19 protein-coding genes are annotated in these 21,055 nt (G+C 73.4%); 13 read left to right on the top strand and 6 right to left on the bottom strand.

Features of this window, described 5'->3' with window-relative positions:
• Nucleotides 1–307 precede the first annotated feature (307 nt).
• Entirely contained in the window at nt 308–1,720 is a 1,413-nt protein-coding gene (locus S1361_RS17860) for a PAS domain-containing protein (protein WP_208032831.1), read from the top strand.
• 21 nt (nt 1,721–1,741) lie between these two features.
• Here S1361_RS17860 and S1361_RS17855 read toward each other — a convergent pair whose 3' ends face one another.
• Nucleotides 1,742–2,497, bottom strand: a complete 756-nt coding sequence (locus S1361_RS17855; protein ID WP_208032830.1) for an SIS domain-containing protein — start codon at nt 2,495–2,497, stop codon at nt 1,742–1,744.
• A gap of 483 nt (nt 2,498–2,980) precedes the next feature.
• On the opposite strand from S1361_RS17855, the gene S1361_RS17850 reads away from it, so the two are divergent.
• A complete protein-coding gene (locus tag S1361_RS17850; RefSeq protein ID WP_208032829.1) occupies nt 2,981–3,673 on the top strand; it encodes an iron-dependent transcriptional repressor DtxR in 693 nt (230 codons plus the stop codon).
• 274 nt (nt 3,674–3,947) lie between these two features.
• On the top strand, nt 3,948–4,832 hold the full coding sequence (locus tag S1361_RS17845; RefSeq protein WP_208032828.1) for an alpha/beta fold hydrolase: 885 nt from the start codon (nt 3,948–3,950) through the stop codon (nt 4,830–4,832).
• 166 nt (nt 4,833–4,998) lie between these two features.
• Here S1361_RS17845 and S1361_RS17840 read toward each other — a convergent pair whose 3' ends face one another.
• Nucleotides 4,999–5,664 (bottom strand): bifunctional DNA primase/polymerase, encoded by a 666-nt coding sequence (locus S1361_RS17840; protein ID WP_208032827.1) that lies wholly within the window; start codon nt 5,662–5,664, stop codon nt 4,999–5,001.
• Nucleotides 5,665–5,959: 295 nt separating this feature from the next.
• On the opposite strand from S1361_RS17840, the gene S1361_RS17835 reads away from it, so the two are divergent.
• Together S1361_RS17835 and S1361_RS17830 are read left to right on the top strand one after the other, a co-directional pair.
• Complete coding sequence (locus S1361_RS17835) at nt 5,960–7,345, top strand: NsdA family TPR-like regulatory protein (protein WP_208032826.1); 1,386 nt, start codon at nt 5,960–5,962, stop codon at nt 7,343–7,345.
• Nucleotides 7,346–7,545: 200 nt separating this feature from the next.
• Complete coding sequence (locus S1361_RS17830) at nt 7,546–9,198, top strand: hypothetical protein (protein WP_208032825.1); 1,653 nt, start codon at nt 7,546–7,548, stop codon at nt 9,196–9,198.
• Nucleotides 9,199–9,234: 36 nt separating this feature from the next.
• Here S1361_RS17830 and S1361_RS17825 read toward each other — a convergent pair whose 3' ends face one another.
• Complete coding sequence (locus S1361_RS17825; protein ID WP_208032824.1) at nt 9,235–10,560, bottom strand: ABC transporter substrate-binding protein; 1,326 nt, start codon at nt 10,558–10,560, stop codon at nt 9,235–9,237.
• 117 nt (nt 10,561–10,677) lie between these two features.
• On the opposite strand from S1361_RS17825, the gene S1361_RS17820 reads away from it, so the two are divergent.
• The gene (locus S1361_RS17820; protein ID WP_208032823.1) at nt 10,678–11,178 is read left to right on the top strand and encodes an SCO4402 family protein; all 501 of its coding nucleotides are present in this window, start codon (nt 10,678–10,680) and stop codon (nt 11,176–11,178) included.
• Between the two features lie 46 nt (nt 11,179–11,224).
• Nucleotides 11,225–12,106 (top strand): formyltetrahydrofolate deformylase, encoded by an 882-nt coding sequence (gene purU, locus S1361_RS17815; RefSeq protein WP_208032822.1) that lies wholly within the window; start codon nt 11,225–11,227, stop codon nt 12,104–12,106.
• A 98-nt stretch (nt 12,107–12,204) separates the two neighbouring features.
• Here purU and S1361_RS17810 read toward each other — a convergent pair whose 3' ends face one another.
• The gene (locus tag S1361_RS17810; RefSeq protein ID WP_243769210.1) at nt 12,205–13,686 is read right to left on the bottom strand and encodes a zf-HC2 domain-containing protein; all 1,482 of its coding nucleotides are present in this window, start codon (nt 13,684–13,686) and stop codon (nt 12,205–12,207) included.
• Nucleotides 13,683–14,240, bottom strand: a complete 558-nt coding sequence (locus tag S1361_RS17805) for a sigma-70 family RNA polymerase sigma factor (protein WP_208032821.1) — start codon at nt 14,238–14,240, stop codon at nt 13,683–13,685. Before S1361_RS17805 ends, S1361_RS17810 begins: the two co-directional genes overlap by 4 nt.
• Before the next feature lie 341 nt (nt 14,241–14,581).
• Between S1361_RS17805 and S1361_RS17800 the strand changes: the two genes are divergently transcribed.
• The 3 genes from S1361_RS17800 to S1361_RS17790 all read left to right on the top strand — a co-directional run bounded on the left by S1361_RS17800 (nt 14,582) and on the right by S1361_RS17790 (nt 16,031).
• On the top strand, nt 14,582–14,956 hold the full coding sequence (locus tag S1361_RS17800) for an STAS domain-containing protein (protein WP_208032820.1): 375 nt from the start codon (nt 14,582–14,584) through the stop codon (nt 14,954–14,956).
• A 148-nt stretch (nt 14,957–15,104) separates the two neighbouring features.
• A complete protein-coding gene (locus S1361_RS17795) occupies nt 15,105–15,617 on the top strand; it encodes an EF-hand domain-containing protein (protein ID WP_208032819.1) in 513 nt (170 codons plus the stop codon).
• A gap of 84 nt (nt 15,618–15,701) precedes the next feature.
• Complete coding sequence (locus tag S1361_RS17790) at nt 15,702–16,031, top strand: effector-associated constant component EACC1 (protein ID WP_208032818.1); 330 nt, start codon at nt 15,702–15,704, stop codon at nt 16,029–16,031.
• A 168-nt stretch (nt 16,032–16,199) separates the two neighbouring features.
• On the opposite strand, the gene S1361_RS17785 is transcribed toward S1361_RS17790, so the two are convergent.
• Nucleotides 16,200–17,789 (bottom strand): class I adenylate-forming enzyme family protein, encoded by a 1,590-nt coding sequence (locus tag S1361_RS17785; RefSeq protein ID WP_425086756.1) that lies wholly within the window; start codon nt 17,787–17,789, stop codon nt 16,200–16,202.
• A 46-nt stretch (nt 17,790–17,835) separates the two neighbouring features.
• Here S1361_RS17785 and S1361_RS17780 point away from each other — a divergent pair, with 46 nt between their 5' ends.
• Genes S1361_RS17780 through S1361_RS17770 form a run of 3 tightly spaced genes read left to right on the top strand, consistent with a single transcriptional unit; the run spans nt 17,836 to nt 21,035 of the window.
• Nucleotides 17,836–19,032: an amidohydrolase family protein gene (locus S1361_RS17780; protein ID WP_208032817.1), complete on the top strand. Its 1,197-nt coding sequence runs from the start codon at nt 17,836–17,838 to the stop codon at nt 19,030–19,032.
• Nucleotides 19,032–20,165, top strand: a complete 1,134-nt coding sequence (locus S1361_RS17775) for an acyl-CoA dehydrogenase family protein (protein WP_208032816.1) — start codon at nt 19,032–19,034, stop codon at nt 20,163–20,165. Before S1361_RS17780 ends, S1361_RS17775 begins: the two co-directional genes overlap by 1 nt.
• Nucleotides 20,166–20,168: 3 nt before the next feature.
• A complete protein-coding gene (locus S1361_RS17770) occupies nt 20,169–21,035 on the top strand; it encodes an acyl-CoA dehydrogenase family protein (protein ID WP_208032815.1) in 867 nt (288 codons plus the stop codon).
• Nucleotides 21,036–21,055 lie beyond the last annotated feature (20 nt).

The following is a 21,055-nucleotide window of genomic DNA, read 5'->3' as shown; positions in this document are numbered from 1 at the left end:
CAGCCCGCGGGTCGGGTGACTGCTTGGGATTGGGCCGGCTGCACGCCTCTGTCGCGTGCGGGTCCGGCACCGCACATGGTGTGGTGACGGGCCGCTAGCCCGCAGTCACCTCACGCGTCCGGTATTCATACATCTGCCGAACCACCTCCCTTCTCGTGTACCCGACACACTAAGAAGCCGACGAGGAGGGCTCAACTGTTTTTCTTGCGGGAACAGTATGTGGGGTGGGTCACGTTCCAGTTGAATAAGGGCCAGTGAGCGAACCGAGCGCCGTGCGTGCGCTGACGTGGCTTTCCAGGGGGTCCAGGTGAGTGCTTCGCGGCGGAGTGGGACCACTGACGAACTGGGGCCGGACGAGCCCGGTGAGTCCGGCGGATCCGATCTGCTCGCCGCGCTGCTGGACGGCATGGACGCGGCCCTGTGCGCCTTCGACGCCGAAGGGGTCGTGACCCACTGGAACCGGGAGGCGGAGCGGATCCTCGGCTGGACGGCCGCCGAGGCCGTGGGGCGGCACGGGTTCGCCGGCTGGGCGGTGCGCAGCGCCGACGCCGAGGAGGTGCAGGCCCGCCTGATGTCGGCGATGCACGCGCCGGGCCGGCAGGTCCACGAGTTCGCGCTGGTCACCAAGGGTGGCGGCCGGGTGCTTGTACGGACCCAGTCGGCCGCCGTACGCGGACCCGACGGGAAGCCCGCCGGGGTGTACTGCGCCTTCAGCGAGGTGCACGCGCAGATAGACCTGGAGCGGTCGATCGCGCTGAGCGAGGCGCTGTTCGACAACGCCTCCTGGGGAGTCGTCCTGGTCGACGCCGATCTGCGGCCCGCCGTCGTCAACGCACACGCCGCCCGGGCGCTGGGCACGGGCCGTACGTCCGTGCTGGGGCGACCGCTGGGCGAGCTGCTCACCCAGGGCGTGGAGGAGCTGGAGGCCGCGCTGACCCACGTCCTCGCCGAGGGCGCGCCGCCCGCGGCCGCCGAGATGTGGGTGACCGTCCGCAGCCCGGAGGGCGAGCGGCGGCGCTGCTGGCGCAGCGGGTTCCTGCGGCTGGCCTCGCCGCTCGCCGAAGAGCCGGTGCCGCTCGGGGTGGGCTGGCTGTTCGAGGACGTCACCGAGGCCAAACAGAGCGAGCAGGAGGCGGCCCTGCTGCGGTTCCGGACCAACCAGCTGCACCGCGCGGCCCGGGCCGCGGCCGAGTGCGAGGACCCGGCGGAGGCGGCCACCGTCCACCTGGACTTCGCCCTCGCCGGCTTCGCCGATCACGCCCTCGTCGACCGGGTGGCGGGCGGCCCGCGCGCGGAGGGCGAGGGCGCTCCGGGCCCGGTCCGGCTGGTCCGGCTCGCCGCCACGCCCGCCGGGGCACCGGGGCCGAGTCTGCTCACGGGCGCCGCCGGCCTGCCCGTGCGCTACCCGGAGGGGCATCCGGCGCTGCGGAGCGCGGAGCGGGCCGGGACGGTGCGCGCGGACGCCGGTCCGGTGCCGGCCGAGCGGGCGCGGGAGTGGGCGCTGGAGCGGCAGTGGCCCGAGGACGCGGTGCACGCGCTGTGCGCGGTGCTGCGCAGCCGGGGGCGGACGCTGGGCGTGGTGACCTTCCTGCGCGGCGCCGGCCGCAGCCGCTTCGAGCGCTCCGACACCGCCTACGCCGAGGACGTGGCCCTGCGGATCGCGACGACCCTGGACCTGGCGGAGGCGGTGCGGGGACGGCCGGGGGAGCGGGAGCGGTAGCGCCCGGGTGCCGGTGGCCCGTCAGTGGCGGTAGAAGATCCGGTCGCCGTACTCCGTCATCACCCGGCGGTTCCACTCGTGGCCGCCGTCGACGTTGCCGGAGCGCAGCAGCGGGGGTTCGATGCCGCGGTCGGCGAGGGTGGCGGCGGTGGTCGCCATGACGGCCTGCATCAGGGCGGATGTGACGACCGTGGAGGCGGGGGCGAACGGCGCCGGGATGGTGTCGAGGGTGAGTTCCGCGTCGCCGACGGCGATCTTCGAGTCGAGGACGACGTCGCAGTGGTCCTTGAGGAAGGTGCCGGAGCTGTGCCGGGACGTCGTCTCCGAGGCGTACGCCACCGAGGTCACGCCGATGACCTTCACGCCGAGGGCGCGGGCGCTCCGGGCCATCTCCACGGGCAGTGCGTTGCGGCCGGAGAGCGAGATGATCACCAGGGCGTCGCCGGCGCGGACCGGGGAGGTGTCCAGGACGGCGCTCGCGAGGCCGTCGACGCGTTCGAGGGCGGAGCCGAGGGTGGCCGGGGTGACGTCGACGCCGACGACGCCGGGTACGGCGAGCAGGTTCATCAGGGCCAGGCCGCCCGCGCGGTAGACGACGTCCTGGGCGGCGAGCGAGGAGTGTCCGGCGCCGAAGGCGAACAGCCGGCCGCCGGCCGCGACGGTGTCGGCGAGCAGGGTGCCGGCCGCGGTGATCGCTTCGGCCTCCTCGTCGCGGACCCGTTGCAGCAGGCCGATGGCGGCGTCGAAGAACAGGTCGGCAGGCGTGCCGTCGCTCATGCGGTGCCCCTTCGCAGCGTCTGTGTCGCGGATCACCGTGCGGTCTGGACCATACCGGTGTCAATACGGCCGGGCACCCACGCCGCCCCCCGCACCGCACCCGCGCCGCCCCCCGCATCGCATCCGCGCCGCGTCGGCCCGGCACTCGCCTTGCGCCGGCCCCTGCACCGCGTCCGCGCCGCGTCGGCCCGGCACTCGCCTTGCGCCGGCCCCTGCACCGCGTCCGCGCCGCGTCGGCCCGGCACTCGCCTTGCGCCGGCCCCCGCATCGCATCCGCGCCGCGTCGGCCCGGCACTCGCCTTGCGCCGGCCCCTGCACCGCATCCGCACCCGCCCCGCACCCGCGCCCGCACACGGGAACGGTCCGGCCGCCGCGTCGGCCCCGTTTCCCCGGTACCGCCCGCTTGTCAGTGGGATCCGGCAGAATTGGTGCCAGGGCCGGCGCACGCGGCCGGCGGCCGGCAGAGGTAATCGAGGGGCACGTATGTCCGGACTGATCGACACCACGGAGATGTATCTCCGCACCATCCTCGAACTCGAAGAGGAAGGCGTCGTCCCCATGCGCGCCCGCATCGCGGAGCGGCTGGACCAGAGCGGCCCGACGGTGAGCCAGACGGTGGCGCGGATGGAGCGTGACGGCCTGGTCTCCGTGGCCAGCGACCGGCACCTGGAGCTGACCGACGAGGGCCGTCGGCTGGCGACGCGCGTGATGCGCAAGCACCGCCTGGCCGAGTGTCTCCTCGTGGACGTGATCGGTCTGGAGTGGGAGCAGGTGCACGCGGAGGCGTGCCGCTGGGAGCACGTGATGAGCGAGGCCGTCGAGCGCCGCGTGCTGGAGCTGCTGCGGCACCCCACCGAGTCGCCGTACGGCAATCCGATCCCGGGCCTGGAGGAGCTGGGCGAGAAGGACGGGGCGGACCCGTTCCTGGACGAGAGCATGGTGTCGCTGGCCGACCTGGACCCGGGCACGGACGGCAAGACGGTCGTCGTCCGCCGTATCGGCGAGCCGATCCAGACGGACGCGCAGCTGATGTACACGCTGCGGCGGGCGGGCGTGCAGCCCGGTTCCGTGGTGAGCGTGACGGAGTCGCCCGGCGGTGTGCTGGTGGGCAGCGGCGGCGAGGCGGCCGAGCTGGAGGCGGACACCGCCTCCCACGTGTTCGTGGCCAAGCGCTGACAAGGAGAGGGCCCCGGCGCTGAGCGGCGCCGGGGCCTGTCCTCCCCTGTGCTGACCCGGAGCCCCGAGCTCTCAGGGTCATCCCCTCGGACCGGCTTTTCCCCGAGCGGTCCGCCTCCTGCCAGAAAGATCCCCTCGGCTGCGGCGATCATTCCTGGAGAGGTGTCACTCGAATGAGGGGTGTTGTCCGCGGAGACAGAATCTTCGAATGGGTATTCGATAGCCTGAGCAGCTGGACGACGAGGCAGGCGGAGCACTGGGGGGTGCCAGGCCGATGGCACGGCGTATCGATGTGACGGGAGCGGGCGGGGTGCGCCTGGCCGCCTGGGAGTTCGCCGACCCTCCGAAACCGGAGGCGGGGCCGGACGGCGCGGTGGAACCGGAGTCCGGCGCTCCGGGGGTGCTGTTACTGCACGGTCTGATGGGCCGCGCCTCCCACTGGGCGTCCACCGCCCGCTGGCTCGCCGGCCGCCACCGGGCCGTGGCGCTCGACCAGCGCGGCCACGGCCGCAGCGAGAAGCCCCCCGAGGCCGCCTACACCCGGGAGGCCTACGTCGAGGACGCCGAGGCCGCCGTGGAACAGCTCGGCCTCGCCCCCGTCGTCCTCATCGGCCACGCCATGGGCGCGCTGACCGCCTGGCAGCTCGCCGCCAAGCGTCCCGAGCTGGTCCGCGGCCTGGTCATCTGCGACATGCGGGCCTCCGCGCTCGGAGCGGCCTCGCAGCGCGAGTGGGCCGACTGGTTCCGGTCCTGGCCCGTCCCGTTCGCCAGCCTCGCCGACGTCCGCAAGTGGTTCGGCGAGGACGACCCCTGGGTGGAGCGGCCGAGCCCCGCGCGCGGCGCGTTCTACGCCGAGGTGATGCACGAGCGCGAGGACGGCTGGCGGCCCGTCTTCGAGCCCCGGCACATGCTCAGCTCCCGCGAGACGTGGGTCTACGACGCCCACTGGGAGGAACTGGCACAGGTGCGGTGCCCGACGCTGGTGGTGCGCGGCGTGGACGGCGAGCTGGGCCGGGCGGAGGCCCAGGAGATGGTGCGGGTGCTGCCGCGCGGGCAGTACGCGGAGGTGCCGGACGCGGGGCACCTCGCCCACTACGACCTGCCGGAGGCTTGGCGGGGTGCTGTGTCGCCGTTCCTCGACGGGTTGCTCGGGGACTGAGTGCGTGCTCGTCTGCCGGGTGCTCTTCGCCGGTGGCTGCGGGCGTGTGGTGGGTCTCTCGCGCGGTTCCCCGCGCCCCCGCAGGGGCGCGGGGAACCGCGCGATCAGCCACGACGAAGCCGCAGCCGCCGACGAGACGACAGCCCGGCAGACCAGTGGGCGACGGCTACCGATCCCTCCCGCACGCGTAGGCAAGCGGCGAGATCAGTTCCTCCGCGTCCGGCAGCCACCGGTTCGCGGGCGTGGGCCGGCAGGCCCACTGCACAGCCCCCCGCGACCCGAACCGGGTGGGCGGCGCAGCCACGTACGCGCCTTCGCCCTGGGCCACCAGATCCAGTGACGACAGCGACCACCCGATCTTGTGCACCAGGTCCGGCACCTTCGCGGAGGCGCCGGGCAGGACGAAGAAGTGCATCCGCCGGTCCGGGGTCAGCGTGACCGGCCCGAGCGTCAGCTCCATCCGCTCCATCCGGGCGAGCGCGAGGAACCCCGCGCTCTCCGGGACGGACAGCGCGTCGAAGGTCCGCCCGGTCGGCAGCAGGATCGACGCCGTCGGCTGCTTCTGCCACATCCGGCGCACGACGGTCGCACTGCCGGTCGCCTGGCTCGCCCAGTCGGGGCGCGTGGGGTGCGCACCCGGCGCAGGGCACGAGGTGTCACCGCACGAACAGCGCTGCATCCCGTCGACGGCTTCCAGCCAGGTGCCCGGGAACACGTCCCAGTGCCTTTCCTCGGCGTACCGTACGGCGGTCTCCAGCAGCGATTCCCCGCGCTGCTGCGGAATGTGACCAGCCATCTGACTGTTCTGGGCGCCCGCGATCGTCTCTTCCACGCTCCACTCAACTCCCGCGCCCACCTGGAGTTACGGCTGTACCGCGCGCGGGGGAGGAGCATCGATTCGCCAGTCGGGGCGCATGGGTGCATGGCCGGGGGCGCATGGGAGGGAGCGGGGCATGAGACGGGTAGCCAGGGGTGGGATGGCATCCGCTGTTACCCCGGCAAACCGCACATGTCGTGCATTGACGGTATGTCAGCGGGGCAGTGATCTTCCCGAACGGATCGTCCCGGCCGGATCCTCCCGTCCGGAATTTCGCGCTCCAGGGGATCGCAACGCAGGGGGTAAGCACATGGCCGCAAGGCCTCTCGTGGCGAGGCAGCCGAACGAACGGCTGCAGGCACTCATCCAGGAAGCGGGGTGCTCGAACGCCGGGCTGGCCCGGCGGGTCAACATGTGCGGCGCCGAGCACGGTCTCGACCTGCGCTACGACAAGACGTCCGTGGCCCGCTGGCTCCGCGGCCAGCAACCACGGGGCCGGGCCCCGGCGATCATCGCCGAGGCGCTCGGGCGCAAGCTCGGCCGTACGGTCACGATCGACGAGATCGGCATGGCCAACGGCAAGAACCTCGCCTCGGGCGTGGGTCTCCAGTTCTCGCCGACGGTACTGGGGGCCATCGAGCAGGTCTGCGAGCTGTGGCGCAGCGACGTGGGGCGCCGGGACTTCCTGTCCGGCTCCTCCGTCGCCGCCTCCGCCCTGGTCGAGCCCAGCCGCGACTGGCTGATCTCGGCTCCGGACGCCCAGGTGGCCCGGCAGGCGGGTCCGCGCGTGGGCCAGTCCGACGTGGCCGCCGTACGGTCCATGACCCAGGCGCTGGTGGACCTCGACCACCAGTACGGCAGCGGGCATGTGCGCCCGGTCGTCGTGCACTACCTCAACAGCGTCGTCTCCGGGCTGCTCGCGGGGTCGTACCGGGAGGCGGTCGGCCGCGAACTCTTCGCCGCGGTCGCGCGGTTGACCGAGCTGGCCGGGTACATGGCCGTCGACACCGGCCAACCGGGCCTCGCCCAGCGGTACTACATCCAGTCGCTGCGGCTCGCGCAGGCCGCCGGGGACCGCGGGTACGGCGGCTATGTCCTCGCCGCGTCCATGAGCCATCTCGCCGCGCAGCTCGGGAACCCGCGCGAGATCGCCCAGTTGGCGCGGGCGGCGCAGGAAGGGGCGCGCGGGCATGTGACCCCGCGCGTGGAGGCGATGTTCCACGCCGCCGAGGCGCGCGGGCACGCCCTGCTCGCCGATGTGCGCGCCGCGCAGGCGGCCTGCGGGCGGGCGGCCGACGCGATGGAACGGGCGGACGGCGCCGCCGGGGACGACCCGGTGTGGATCAGGCACTTCGACGAGGCCTACCTGGCCGACGAGCTGGCGCACTGCCACCGCGACCTCGGCCAGGCCGAGCAGGCGGCGCGGTACGCCGAGCAGGCCCTGGCCGGACACCCCGAGTCCCGGGCCCGCCGGCGCGCCATCGGCTATGTGCTGCTCGCCACGGCCCAGGTGCAGCAGCGGGAGGTCGAGCAGGCCTGCAACACCGGTATGCAGGCGGTGGAGTTGCTGGAGACGCTCCGCTCCAACCGGGGCGCCGAGTACCTGGACGACCTCCAGCAGCGCCTGGAGCCCTTCCGGGACGAGGCGGTGGTACGGGAGTTCGGCGCACGCCTCGATCTCCAGCAGGCCGCGTGAACACCGGCTCCCCGGGAGCGTGAACGGGAAGGTAACGGCACCCGGCGCGCGCCGGGTGCCGTGATCAGCGCGTCGCGGGGCGGGTTTGTTACCGCTGTCACAGGGAGGGAGGTCGCGTTCCCGGCTGCGTGGCACGCGGCTCGGGGGACCCGGTAGCGTGAGCCGACGATTCACAAGGTCCCCCATTAGTAGGAGTCCCGGTGACGCAGAGTGGACAGGGCGAGGAGCCCTCGGCGCGGCCCGCGCGCGAAGGCATCGTGCTGCCCTCCGACGGAGGCGAGCCGCTGTTGCCGGGCATGACCGGCACGCCCGCCCCCGCCACCCCGGCCGGCGGGCAGGCCTGGGGCGGTTCCTGGGGCCCGGGGCAGCAGACGCCCCCGCAGGACCAGGGCCAGGGCTGGGCCCCGGCCCCGCAGTGGGGCGGCCAGGAGCAGCCCCCGCCCGCCGCGAACCCGGGCCCGCTGCCCCCCGAGGGCGCCCCGGCCCCGACGTACGGCGGCCAGGCAGCCCACGGCGGCCAGGAGGGCTCGTACGGGGGTTACGGCGCCGCCCGGCAGCCGGGCTTCGGCGCGCCCGACGCCTACGCGCAGGAGCCGCAGCACCCGCAGCCGTACCCGGGCGCGCAGCCCGCGCCCGCCGGGCCGCTGCCGCCCGCCCACCCGGGCGCGGGGGCCCCGCTGCCCCCGACGGCGGACGGCGCGACCCAGTACCTCCCGCCGGTCCCCGCCGGCCCCGCGGCGCCCGCGGACGAGGGCGCCACCCAGTACCTGCCGCCCGTCCAGGCCGCCCCTGCCGACGGCGCCACCCAGTACCTCCCGCCGGTCCCCGCGGGGCCCGGCGGCGAGGCGGCCACCCAGTACATACCGCCCGTCGCGGCCGGGGCGCTGCCGCCGGAGTCGGGCGGCGAGGAGACCCGCTACCTCGGCCAGGTGCCCCGGCAGGCCGCGCCCGCGCCCTCCGACGCGGAGGCCACGCAGTACATCCCGCCCTACGCCGCCCCGACCCAGACCCAGCCCCAGGTGCCGGGCGCCGACCGGCAGCCGCCCGCCGAGTTCGACAACCTCTTCCGCGGCGGCCCGGGGGGCGACGGCCCGGCCGGGGCCACCCAGCAGCTCCCGCGCGTGCAGCAGCCGGACGCCTACCCGGGCCCGGCGCAGGCGTCGTACCGCCCGGCGCAGCCGTCGTACGACGCCGGGCCGGACGACGACGGCGGGCGGCGCGGGGGCCGGTCGCGGGTGCCGCTGATCGCGGCGATCGGCGTGGGCATCGTCGTGCTCGGCGTGGGCGCCGGCGCGCTGCTGAGCGGCGGGGGCGACAAGGGCGGGGACGGTGCCGAGAAGACGGTCGCCGCCGCGTCCCCCGCCACCACGGAGGGCTCCGCCTCGCCCGCTGTCGACCCGGCCCGGCAGCAGGCGGTCGAGCTGGACAAGCTGCTCGCGGACAGCGGCAGCAGCCGTTCCTCGGTGATCCAGGCCGTCGCCGACGTCAGGCGGTGCGACAACCTCGACCAGGCCGCCGCCAACCTGCGGGACGCGGCCGGACAGCGCGGCGAGCTGGTCACCCGGCTCGGCAAGCTGTCCGTGGACAAGCTGCCGGGCAACGCCGGTCTGACCGACGCGCTGACCAAGGCATGGCAGGCGTCCGCCGCGGCCGACAACCACTACGCGGCCTGGGCCGACCAGGCCAAGAACCGCAAGGTCTGCCACAAGGGCCACGCCCGCACCACCGGGGAGACCCAGGCCGGCAACCGGGAGAGCGGCACCGCCAGCGCGCAGAAGGCGAAGGCGGCGGCGCTGTGGAACACGATCGCCCAGAAGTACGGCCTGACCCGGCGCCAGCCCACCCAGCTCTGACCGGCCGGCCCCGGCGGACACCGCCGCCGGGGTCCGTCACGGCACGTCCGCGTTCTCCAGGGTCGAGGTCATGTCGGCGATCCCGTTGGCGCCGCCGATGCGCTTGCGGGCCGCGACCAGCTTGCCGTCCCGCACCACCTGGAGGGTGACGTCGGCGTTGACCAGCCGCGGGAATCCGACCGCGGCGAGCTTGCCCTCGTAGGGCCAGCGCAGGGTCGGGGTGAGCCCGCCGGTGGAGACCCGCAGGCCGTCGTCGAGGGTGTGGCGCACGGTGTCGGCGCTCACCTCCCCGTCGCCGATCTTCTCCAGGACGGCCCTGAGCACGGTGTAGGCGATCCACGTGGTCTGCACACCGGCGTCCGCGGGGTCGATGCGGTTGTCGCCGAAGGCCTCCTCGTTGATCACCTTCTTCATCGGGTCCCAGCGCGGGTCGGAGGCGACGGGGTACCAGCCGGAGATGTACGCCCCCTCGTACGGCCCCGTAGCCCCGCCCGTGGCGTTGATCACGGTCTGGTCGACGCTGCCGAGCACGGTCGCCGTGCGCACGGCCGGGAAGTTGGCGCGGGCCCGCCGGAAGGAGTCCATGAAGGTGTCCGTGCGGTCCCCGAGCGCGGGCACCACGCAGCCCTTCCTGGTCACGTCCTTGGTGGCGTACCGCAGCGCCTGCTCGGCCTGGCCGCCGTACTCGGTGGCGTCCTCCGCGGCGAGCTGGTCGCCGGCGTCCGGGTGCCCGCCCGCCTTCAGCCCCGAGTCGAGCATCGCGGGCAGCTCGTCGCCGGCGATGCTGTCGGGGCGGACCAGGGCGACGTGGCCGCAGTCGGACGCGAGGGCCTTGCCGAGGCCGGCCAGCAGGGCGGGCTGGCCGCCGTTGACCGGGTAGGACATGGCACCGGTGAACTCGTCGTTCGTGACGCCGTAGCCGCCGATGTAGGGGATGCCGGCGCCCTCCAGCGGGGCGAGGTAGGAGTCGCCGAACTGGCTGTAGGAGCCGACGACCGCGACCACGTTCTCGGCCGCCGCGCGCCGGGCGCACTTGGCGGCGCCCACGCTGTCGTTGTGGTCGTTGCAGGTCAGCACCTGGAGGCTGCGGCCGTTGATGCCGCCGTGGGAGTTGACCCACCTCGCGTAGGCGCGGGCCATCGCGGGCATGCCCGGCTTGTTGGTGGCGTCGGTGTCCTGCGGGGCCCAGGTCATCACCTTGATCGGGTCGTCCCCGGAGCCCCCCGTGGCACCGGGGACGACCCCGCATGCGGCGGTGAGCGACGCGCAGAGGGCCACGGCGCCCGCGCCGAGGGCGGTGGCTCTGACGGGGCGGGGAAGGGCGGGGAGTGGGGTACTGCGCGTGCGTCGCCTGCCGGTCATGCACACGCACGATTCCCTCACAGGACTAACCCGGGAGTGACCGTAAGTCAACGAAAGGTGACGCGCAGGTGAATTACGGGGGCCTGCGAGGCTCCTGGGACGGGGAACGTACGATCGATGACCGTGCAAGGTTCGGAGAACACTTCCCGTCGCGGCCGTCGCTCCTCCACCATGGGCGGCATGCCCTTGAACGACATGCCGTGGTGGCGGTGGCGCAGCAACGTGCGCTCGGCGCTGCACATGCTCTCCGACCCGGTGTTCCAGCGGGACGTCTGGCTGGCCGGCGTGGACGGGTACGGCGACGTCACGGACGCCGTGTACCGGCTGGTGGAGGACACCTGGCTGGACAACTGGTCGGCCGAGAAGTACGTCGGCACCATATTCCGGGACTCGCAGGAGGCGGCGCTCGTCGACACCGCCGTGCTGCGGGTGCTGCGGATCATGCACCAGGTCGGCCCGGACGCGCCGGTCGCCGTGTACATGGAGAACCCTGGCTGGCCGGACGCGGTGCGGGCGGCGCGGGACGCGCACGTGCGCATGTCGGTGAGCGACGGGGAGGACCCGGACGCGCCGCCGAAGAGCCTGGAGGTGCTGCGGATCCTGACGAGGTCCGCGTAGCGGACGGCCGCCCGTGGAGGGGAGCCGGTGTGGGACCCTGTAGGGCATGACCGATCAGCCCGCCTCCGCCGCCGCGCCGGCCGACCAGTACGTCCTCACGCTCTCCTGCCCGGACAAACAGGGCATCGTGCACGCCGTCTCCAGCTATCTGTTCATGACCGGCTGCAACATCGAGGACAGCCAGCAGTTCGGCGACCACGACACGGGACTGTTCTTCATGCGCGTCCACTTCTCGGCCGAGGCGCCGGTGACGGTGGAGAAGCTGCGGGCGAGCTTCGCCGCGATCGGCGACACCTTCCACATGGACTGGCAGATCCACCGGGCCGACGAGAAGATGCGCATCGTGCTCATGGTCAGCAAGTTCGGGCACTGCCTGAACGACCTGCTGTTCCGGGCGCGGATCGGCGCGCTGCCGGTGGAGATCGTGGCCGTGGTCTCGAACCACACCGACTTCGAGGAGCTGGTGGGCTCCTACAACGTCCCCTTCCACCACATTCCGGTGACGAAGGACACCAAGGCGGAGGCCGAGGCCAAGCTGCTGGAGATCGTGCGCGAGCAGCGGGTCGAGCTGGTCGTCCTCGCCCGCTACATGCAGGTGCTCTCGGACGACCTGTGCAAGCAGCTGAGCGGCCGGATCATCAACATCCACCACTCGTTCCTGCCGAGCTTCAAGGGCGCGAAGCCGTACCACCAGGCGCACGCGCGGGGGGTGAAGCTGATCGGCGCGACGGCGCACTACGTCACCGCGGACCTCGACGAGGGCCCGATCATCGAGCAGGAGGTCGAGCGGGTCGGGCACGGCGTGACGCCGGACCAGCTGGTGGCCGTCGGGCGCGACGTCGAGTGCCAGGCGCTGGCGCGGGCGGTGAAGTGGCACGCGGAGCGCCGCATCCTGCTCAACGGGCGCCGCACGGTGGTGTTCGCCTGAGGGTCCGGGGGGCTCGGGTCGTTCGGCGGCCGCGGGCGTGTGGGGGGCCGTTCACGCGGTTCCCCGCGTCCCTCCGCGCGCCTGCCCCCGCCCCTCGCTCACATCCGGCTGAGCGAAGCCACCGCGAGCAGGACGTCCCTGATCGCCTCCCGGTCGCCCACCTGACCGGCCGCCGCTTCCGCCGGAGGCACGTGCCCTGCCGCCAGCTTGCAGAACTCCGCCCGGTCCAGGGCCACGTGGGCCACCTCGAAGTCGGCGGAGCCCACCGCCGCCGGTGAGTCCAGCGGGATCAGCCACTCGCCGCCGCCCGAGCCCTCGATCTCCAGGCGCAGGCTGCGGCCGGGCGCTCCGGCCGCGACCAGGTGCGGGGTCCGCCGGCCCGGCGCGGACAGGCCCGCGCGGCGGCGCACGGCCAGGATCGTCGGCAACACCCGGACCGCAAGGTCGATCATCCGGTTCAGGTGCCGCGGCGCCGGCGGCTCGTACGGGTAGTCCACCGCCTCCGCGATGTCCTCGGCGTGCACCCAGCACTCGAAGGCGCGGTCCAGCATCGCGTCGTGCAGCGGCAGCGCGAAGTCGCCGTACGACACCTCCATTCCGCCCGCGTGCCCGCCGGTGAAGGACACCGTCCGCACCAGACGGTGACTCTGCTCCCGCCACGGCCCCCGCACCGAGCGCGTCGGCGGGAAGTGCGAGGCCCGCCAGTACGCCTCGGTCCGCCCGGCCGGTCCTGTGGCGCCCTGTTCCGCCGCGCCGGCGACCTCGGCCAGCGGGTCCTCCAGGCCGAGCACCGTGGCGATCATCCCGTCCACCGACAGCAGGTGCGCGATCACCCCGGCGACGGTCGTACGACGGCTCGCCGGCGCGTCCGCCTCGAACCACCGCAGCCGCACCGGCGCATGCCACTCCGCGTCCCCGAAGTCCTGGAGCAGCGCGTCCAGCCGCGCGGTCTCCGCGTCGTAGGGCGCCGCCCAGTCGGGCACCGGGATGCGCGGCGGCCGGCGGGTCAGGCAGCTGTCCAGGACGCGGGTGCGCAGCTCCGGGTCCAGGTCCAGGCTCTCCGGCTGGTGCAGCAGGCCGACCGCCTCGCGCAGCCGGCGGGCCTCGTCGGCGCAGCTGCCGCAGCCGCCCAGGTGGTGCTCGACGGCCGCCGTCTCCGCCGCCGAGCAGGCGGCCAGCGCCCAGGCGCCGAGCAGCGACTTCAGGACGTCGTGCGACAGGTCGAGCGGCACGGGTGCGAGGTCCCCCAGGTCGGCGAGGTCGGGGAGCGGAAGCCCGCTGTCCTCCACGGAGGCGCGGGGCGTGGGTATGCGCGGCACCGGTGCCGGGTCGGGCCCGCCGGCACCGCGCGGGACGTCCCCCGAACCACCACCGTGACCGCCTGCCCCGCGGCCGCCGTCATCGCGCCCCGGCTGCTCCGAACCGCCGTCCGGGCCGGGCCGTTCGCGGTACGGCCGTTTCCCGGGCGGCCGGCCCGCGCGGCCCTCTTCCCCGTCGGGACCGCCGTGTTCGCCGTGCTGCTTCCGTCCGCCGTGTTCGCCGTGTCCGTCGTGTTCCTCGAACCGGTCAGCCTCGTTCACACCGCACCCCGGTATCCCGGCGGTGTGCCGGTGTCGTGGGCGGTGGACAGGAGCTGGAGGCCGAGGCGGAGCCGGCGGCGGGCCTCGTCCTCGGTGACGCCGAGGTCGGCCGCGGTCTGGCGGTAGTCGCGGCGCTGGAAGTAGGCCAGGTCCAGGGCGGCGCGCAGCGGGGCCGGCATGGAGTGGACGATGTAGTCGGCGCGGGCGGCCACGGAGGCGCGGCGGACCGTGCTCTCCCGTTCCTCGCGCCGCGGCTGTTCCCGCTCCTCCCGGTCCCGCAGTCGCTGTACGGCCACCCGGTGGGTGACGGCGGCGACCCAGGAGCGCAGCGTGCCCTGCTTGGGGTCGTAGATCTCGGGGTGCTCCCAGACGTGGGTGAAGACCTCGCGGGTGACGGCGTCGGCGGCCTGCTCGTCGCCGAGGACGCGGTGGGCGAGGCTGTGCACCAGGGAGGCGAAGCGGTCGTACAGCTCGCCGAGGGCGGCTGCCTCGCCGCGGGCGAGCCGCTGCTGCATCCTGCGGTCCCAGCGGGGCGGTACGTCCTTCCCGGCCATGCGGTCCCCTCCCCTCACCGTGTCCGACCCGTCCAGCCTGTCGTTCCTGCCCTCTCGAATGTAGTCGGCACGTCCGACAGTGCACGCCCCTTCGTGTCAATGTGCGCCCCTGGAAGCGCCGCAGGTGATAGTGCCCTCTTCACGCAACCTTCACACGGGACGCGTACATCCCTGATCGAACAGGATCGATAGTGACCGAAACAAGCCCCTTGTCGATCGGCTGCCGTTTGCCGTGTCACGTTTCAGGGAACGGCCGGTGGGCAGCCGCGCGGAAAGAAACGTAGGAACTGCTTCCGTTTCCGGGCGGTTCCGCGAGATCCGGCGAGCGGAGGGGCAAGGCCGTGGCATTCAACGTGACCGGCGTCGAACAAGGCGAGTGGGCCGTGCTCCGGGTGTCCGGGGAACTCGACCTGATGACCTCGCCGGTGCTGCGCCAACGGGTGCACGACGTCGTCGCTGAGGGGCACCACAGCCTCGTCGTGGACCTCTCCGACGTGTTCTTCTGCGACTCGTCCGGGGTCGGCGTCCTCATCGCCGCCCGCCGGCTGATCCGCTCCTGCCAGGGCCGGCTGCGGCTGATCCTGCCGGACCGGGGCGCCGAGGACGGCTCGCACGTCAACCGCGTCCTCGGCGCGCTCGGCGTCCGCCGCCTCTTCGACGTCCGCCCCGACGTGGAGTCCGCCACCGCCGAGGACGCGGACCCGCTGTCGGCCTGAGCACAGTCTCCGGTCCGCTGCCACAGGGTTGTCCCGGAATTCCCCCGGTTTTGGCACAATCACCGCTTCCCCGACACTTCACCGCCGCCCGCGACGTACGCTCCCACCCGGATCAACCCCCACGTCAACGTAAGGCGGTCCGAAAGACATGGTCAGCACCGAGTACGAGCGCAGGATCGCCGCCCGGTTCGCCACCTTCGACCAGGACGGCAACGGTTACATCGACCGCGAGGACTTCAGCGCGGCGGCCAAGGCCCTGCTCGCCGAGTTCGCCGTGACCGCGCGCTCCGACAAGGGGCAGGCGCTCTACGCCGGCGCGGAGGCGTTCTGGCAGGGCATGGCCGGCATCGCCGACCGGGACGGCGACCAGCGCATCACCCGCGAGGAGTTCGTCACCGGCGCGGTCAAGCGGCTGCGTGACAACCCCGGCCGCTTCGCCGAGATCGCCCGTCCCTTCCTGCACGCGGCCCTCGCCGTGGCCGACACGGACGCCGACGGCCGCGTCACGGTCGCCGACACCGCCCGTGTCCTGCGGGTGCTGCACGTACCGGCCGACACCGCACAGGCGGTGGCCGCCGCCCTCGACACCGACGCCGACGGACAGATCACCGAGACCGACCTCGTACCGGCGTTCGCCCGCTACTTCACCGTCCCCGAATAGCGTCAACGCCCGGGCGCTCGCGGCCCTATGATGTCCGTCCTCCCACTCACCTGATCACGCTTCGGGGGCGGCATGGACTTCCGGATGAGTCTGGACGGGGACGGCGCGGGCGACGAACTGCGCTCCCTCTACGCCTGGTTACTGGAGGAACCCGCCGTCCGGCGGCTGGCCCGGCCACAGCTCCGGTCTGCCCCGCCGCGCCCCGGACAGATGGGCGCGGACGCCGACTTCATCTACTTCACCGTCCAGACGGGCCTCACGCTGACCCAGGTGATCGGCCAGTACGTCGGCTGGCGCCGGACCCGCAGCCGTCCCGGCACGGTGACGATCGAACACGACGGCACGAAGATCACTCTCACCGGTACGGACGAGGCGTCCATCAGGGACGCGGTCCGCGCCCTGCGCGGGGGCTGAAGAACGTTCCGCGCGACCTGGTCCACCTGGAGGACGTCCTGTGCGACCCCGCACGGGGCGGCTTCCACCGCGAACACTGCGAGGTGCTCCCCGACCCGTCGTCCCCTGACCAGATCCACGAGGCATCCTGCGGGCCGTCGACGGGGCCGCGGACACCCTGCTGATCTACTACGCCGGCCACGCCGAGCGGGACGAGGATGCCCGAGCGGTCTGGGGAGACGGTTTCGAGAACCGCTCCCGCAGCCGGTACTTCAGGACCTTCCGCAGGGTGTCGTTGCGCGGCAGTGCCTCCAGTACCTCCAGTCGTTCCGGCAGCTTGTGGACGGCCAGGCCCCGGGTGCGCAGGAAGGACACGATGTCCGGCAGGGTCGGCGCGGGGGTGCCCGGGGGCTGTTCGATCACCGCACAGACCAGTTCGCCGCGGTCGGCGTCCGGGAGTCCGATGACCGCGGCGTCGGCGATCGCCGGGTGCGCGGCGAGCAGGTCCTCGATCTCCTTGGCGGAGATGTTCTCGCCCTTGCGGATGATCACGTCCTTGAGCCGGCCGGTGAGCACCAGGTGTCCGGACGGGGTGAGGCGGCCCAGGTCGCCGGTGCGCAGGAAGCCGTCGGCGTCGAAGGCCGCGGCCGTCTGGGCGGGGTCCAGATAGCCCTGGCAGACGGCCTCCCCGCGCAGCCGTACCTCGCCGTCGGTGATGCGGATCTCCATGCCCTCGGGGGGCCGCCCCTCGGTCGTCGCCAGGTTCTCGGGGGTGTCCCCGGGGTCGCCCATGGTGATCATCGGGACCTCGGTCATGCCGTAGCCGTGGGTGAGCTGGACGCCCATCTCGCGGACCACGGCGTGGTACAGCTCGGGCGGCTTGGGGGCGCCGCCGCCCGCGAGGAGCCGCAGCGAGGGGATCACCTTCTCGCCCGGCCGTCTGCGCTGCTCGGCCAGGAACATGGAGTAGAACGCCGTGGAGCCGCCGGCCACCGTGACCCCGTGCCGCCGGTACTCCGCCAGCGCGTCCGGCAGCGCGAAGTGCTCGAACATCACCGCCGGGAAGCCGTACAGCAGGAGCATCACCGTGTAGTCGGGGCCGGCTATGTGGGCGTACGGGAAGGCCATGGAGCCGACGTCGTCCGCCGACAGGCGCAGGGCGTGGGCCAGGCAGGAGCCGCCCGCGATCAGGGAACGGTCCGTGTGCAGCACGCCCTTGGGGTCGGAGGTGGTGCCCGAGGTCCAGTAGATCCAGCGGACGGAGGTGCCCTCCGCGGGCGGCGGGGGCAGGACGGACGGATCGCCGTCGGGCAGGGTGTCGTACGCCTCGAAGACGCCCTTGGCGCCGAGGCGGTGCGCCATCTCCGTGTGGTCGTGGCCGCGCCAGACGCCCGGTACGGCGAAGAACTCCGCCTTCGACTCGCGCAGCGCGAAGCCGACCTCCCGGTCCCGGTAGAAGGGGATCACCGGGGACTGCACGGCGCCCAGGCGGGCCAGCGCGAAGGACAGCAGGGCGGTCTCGATACGGGTGGGCAGCTGCCAGGCGACCACCGTGCCGGGGCGTACCCCCATGCCGTACAGGCCCGCCGCGACCCGCTCGGCGCCCTCCCGCAGCTCCCCGAAGGTGAGCGTCCGGCCGCCCTGGAGCAGCACCGGGCGGTCGGGGGTGAGCCGGGCGCGCCGGTCGGCCAGCTCCCACAGCGTGCGGGCGGAACTCAGGGTGTGCGGGGTCTCGTCCACGGGTGCCCCCTGCTTGGCTGACGGCTCGTCAGCTGCCATGCTATCTGACGGACCATCAGATAAGTACCGTCCGGCGGAGGGGACCATGGCGACCGAACTGCCCCGCATCATCAGCGTCGACGACCACGTGATCGAGCCCGCCCACCTCTTCGAGACGTGGCTGCCCGCCAGGTACCGGGAGCGGGGCCCGCGGCCGCTGACCGCCGGGATCGGGGAACTGGCCTACGTCGGCGGGAAGTACCAGATCACCATGGATCCGCAGGGCCAGCCCACCGACTGGTGGATCTACGAGGACCTGAAGTTCCCGTACAAACGGAACATCGCCGCCGTCGGCTTCGACCGGGACGAGATGACCCTGGAGGGGATCACCAGGGAGCAGATGCGCCCGGGGTGCTGGGACCCGGTCGAGCGCCTGAAGGACATGGACCTCAACCACGTCGAGGCCTCCCTGTGCTTCCCGACCTTCCCGCGCTTCTGCGGGCAGACCTTCGCCGAGGCCCACGACAAGGAGGTCGCCCTCGCCTGCGTGCGCGCCTACAACGACTGGATGGTGGAGGAGTGGTGCGGGGACAGCGGCGGCCGGCTGATCCCGCTGTGCCTGATCCCGCTGTGGGACGTGGAGCTGGCCGTCGCCGAGATCCGGCGCAACGCCGCGCGCGGGGTGCGGGCCGTCACCTTCTCCGAGATCCCCGCCCACCTCGGGCTGCCCTCCGTCCACTCCGGCTACTGGGACCCGTTCTTCGCCGCCTGCCAGGAGACCGGCACGGTCGTCAACATGCACATCGGCAGCAGCTCCCAGATGCCCGCCGCCTCCCCCGACGCACCACCCGCCGTCCAGGCGTCCCTGAGCTTCAACAACGCCATGGCCTCGATGATGGACTACCTCTTCAGCGGGGTCCTGGTGCGCTTTCCGCGACTCAGACTCGCCTACTCCGAGGGGCAGATGGGCTGGATCCCGTACGCCCTGGAACGCGCCGACGACGTGTGGGAGGAGCACCGCGCCTGGGGCGGGGTCCGGGACCTGATCCCGGAGCCGCCGTCGACGTACTACTACCGGCAGATCTACTGCTGCTTCTTCCGCGACAAGCACGGCGTCGCCTCGCTGGACGTGGTCGGCCGCGACAACGCCACCTTCGAGACCGACTACCCGCACGTCGACTCGACCTTCCCGCACACCAAGGAGGTCGCCCTCGACCACGTGAAGGGCCTCGACGACGAGACCGTGTACAAGCTGATGCGGGGCAACGCCATCCGCATGCTCGGTCTGGACCTGGACCGCTAGTGGACCTCTCCTGCACTCCCGAGGAGGAGGAGTTCCGGGCCCGGCTGCGCGACTGGCTCGGCAAGGTGCTGCCCACCCTGCCGGCCCAACCGTCCCCGGACGACTGGCCCGGCCGCCGCGCCTACGACCTCGGCTGGCAGCGGATGCTGTACGACGCCGGGTACGCCGACGTGCACTGGGACGCCTCCCCGACCCGTCGGCTGATCTACCTGGAGGAGACCGAGAAGGCGGGCGCGCCCTACGTGGGCGCCAACTTCGTCGGACTGCTGCACGCCGGGCCGACCATCGCCGCGGAGGGCAGCGCCGAGCAGCGGGCCCGCTGGCTGCCGCCGATCCTGCGCGGCGAGCAGGTCTGGTGCCAGGGGTTCAGCGAACCGGACGCCGGCTCCGACCTCGCGTCCCTGCGCACGCGCGCACGCAGGGACGGCGACGTCTACGTGGTGACCGGGTCCAAGATCTGGACCTCGCACGCCGAAGTCGCCGACTGGTGCGAACTGTTGGTCCGCACCGACCCGGACGCGCCCCGGCACCGGGGCATCACCTGGCTGGCCCTGCCGATGGACGCCGAGGGCGTGACCGTACGGCCGCTGCGCACGCTCGCCGGGTCGGCGGAGTTCGCCGAGGTGTTCCTGGACGAGGTGCGGGTGCCGGTCGCCAACCGGGTGGGGGAGGAGAACGACGGCTGGCGCGTCACGATGGTCACCCTCTCCTTCGAACGCGGCACCGCCTTCGTCGGCGAGGTCGTCGCCTGCCGCCGCGTCCTCACCGGACTCGCCCGCACGGCACGGGACAACGGGCGCTGGGACGATCCCGCACTGCGCCGGCGGCTGGGCCGGCTCGACGCGGAGTTCCGGGCGCTGTGGCGGCTGACCCAGTGGAACGTGAGCGCGGCGGAGGAGAGCGGCGGGGTGCCGGGCGTGGGCGGCTCGGTGTTCAAGCTCCGCTACTCCCACGCCCGGCAGGAGCTGTACGACACCGCCGCCGAGGTCCTCGGCCCGGACTGCCTGGACCTGGACCGCCCCTGGGTGCTCGACCGGCTGTCCTCGCTGTCGTACACGATCGCCGCCGGCACCTCGCAGATCCAGCGCACCATCGTGGCCGAGCGGATCCTCGGCCTGCCCCGGGGGAGGTGAAGCGTGCGCTTCCGACTCACCGACGACCAGAAGGCCTTGCGGGCGGGCATGCGGGAGCTGCTGGGCCGGTGCTTCGGGCGGGAGGCGCTGCGCGCCGCCGTCGACGCGCCGGGCCGGCTCGACCGGGCCCTGTGGCGGACCCTCGGCGAGGCCGGCTTCTTCGCCCTGCGGCTGCCCGAGGCGGACGGCGGGGTCGGGCTGGGACTGCCCGAGGCGGTGCTGGTCTTCGAGGAGGCGGGCCGGGCGCTGCTGCCCGGTCCGCTGGTGGCCACGCATCTCGCGGCCGCGAGCGTGCCCGGCGCGGCGCGCGGGGAGACGGTCGTGGCCGCCGTCGACGGGGAACTGGTGGAGTGGCTGGACGCGGCCGGCGCCGTACGCGGGGACGCCTCCGGTGCCGTACCGCTGCGGTCGGTGGATCCGCTCACCCCGCTGCACCGGGTGCCCGCCGCCGGACCGCCGGACCCCGTCGCCGTCCTCCTCACCGCCGCCGAACAGCTGGGCACGGCCGGACGGGTGTGCGAGCTGGCCGTGCAACACGCCCGGCGGCGGGAGCAGTTCGGCCGGCCGATCGGATCCTTCCAGGCCGTCCAGCACCTGTGCGCCGACCTGCTGGTGCGGGCCGAGACGGCCCGGGTCGCCGTCTACGCCGCCGCCGTCACCGCCGATCCCGCCGACATCGCCGCCGCCCGGCTGCTCGCCGACGAGGCCGCCGTGCAGGGGGCCCGCGACTGCCTCCAGGTGCACGGCGGCATGGGCTTCACCTGGGAGGCGGACGTGCATCTGCACCTGAAACGGGCCTGGGTGCGGGCCCGGCGCGCCGGGGGGAGCACTCAGGGTGCGGAGCTGCTCGCCGCCGCGCTGGCGGACTGAACCGGCTGCGGGGGTCCAGG

It is taken from the genome of Streptomyces cyanogenus (assembly GCF_017526105.1).
GTDB lineage: Bacteria > Actinomycetota > Actinomycetes > Streptomycetales > Streptomycetaceae > Streptomyces > Streptomyces cyanogenus.
Note: the sequence above shows the minus strand (reverse complement) of the source record. Positions and strands in the feature narration are given on the sequence as shown.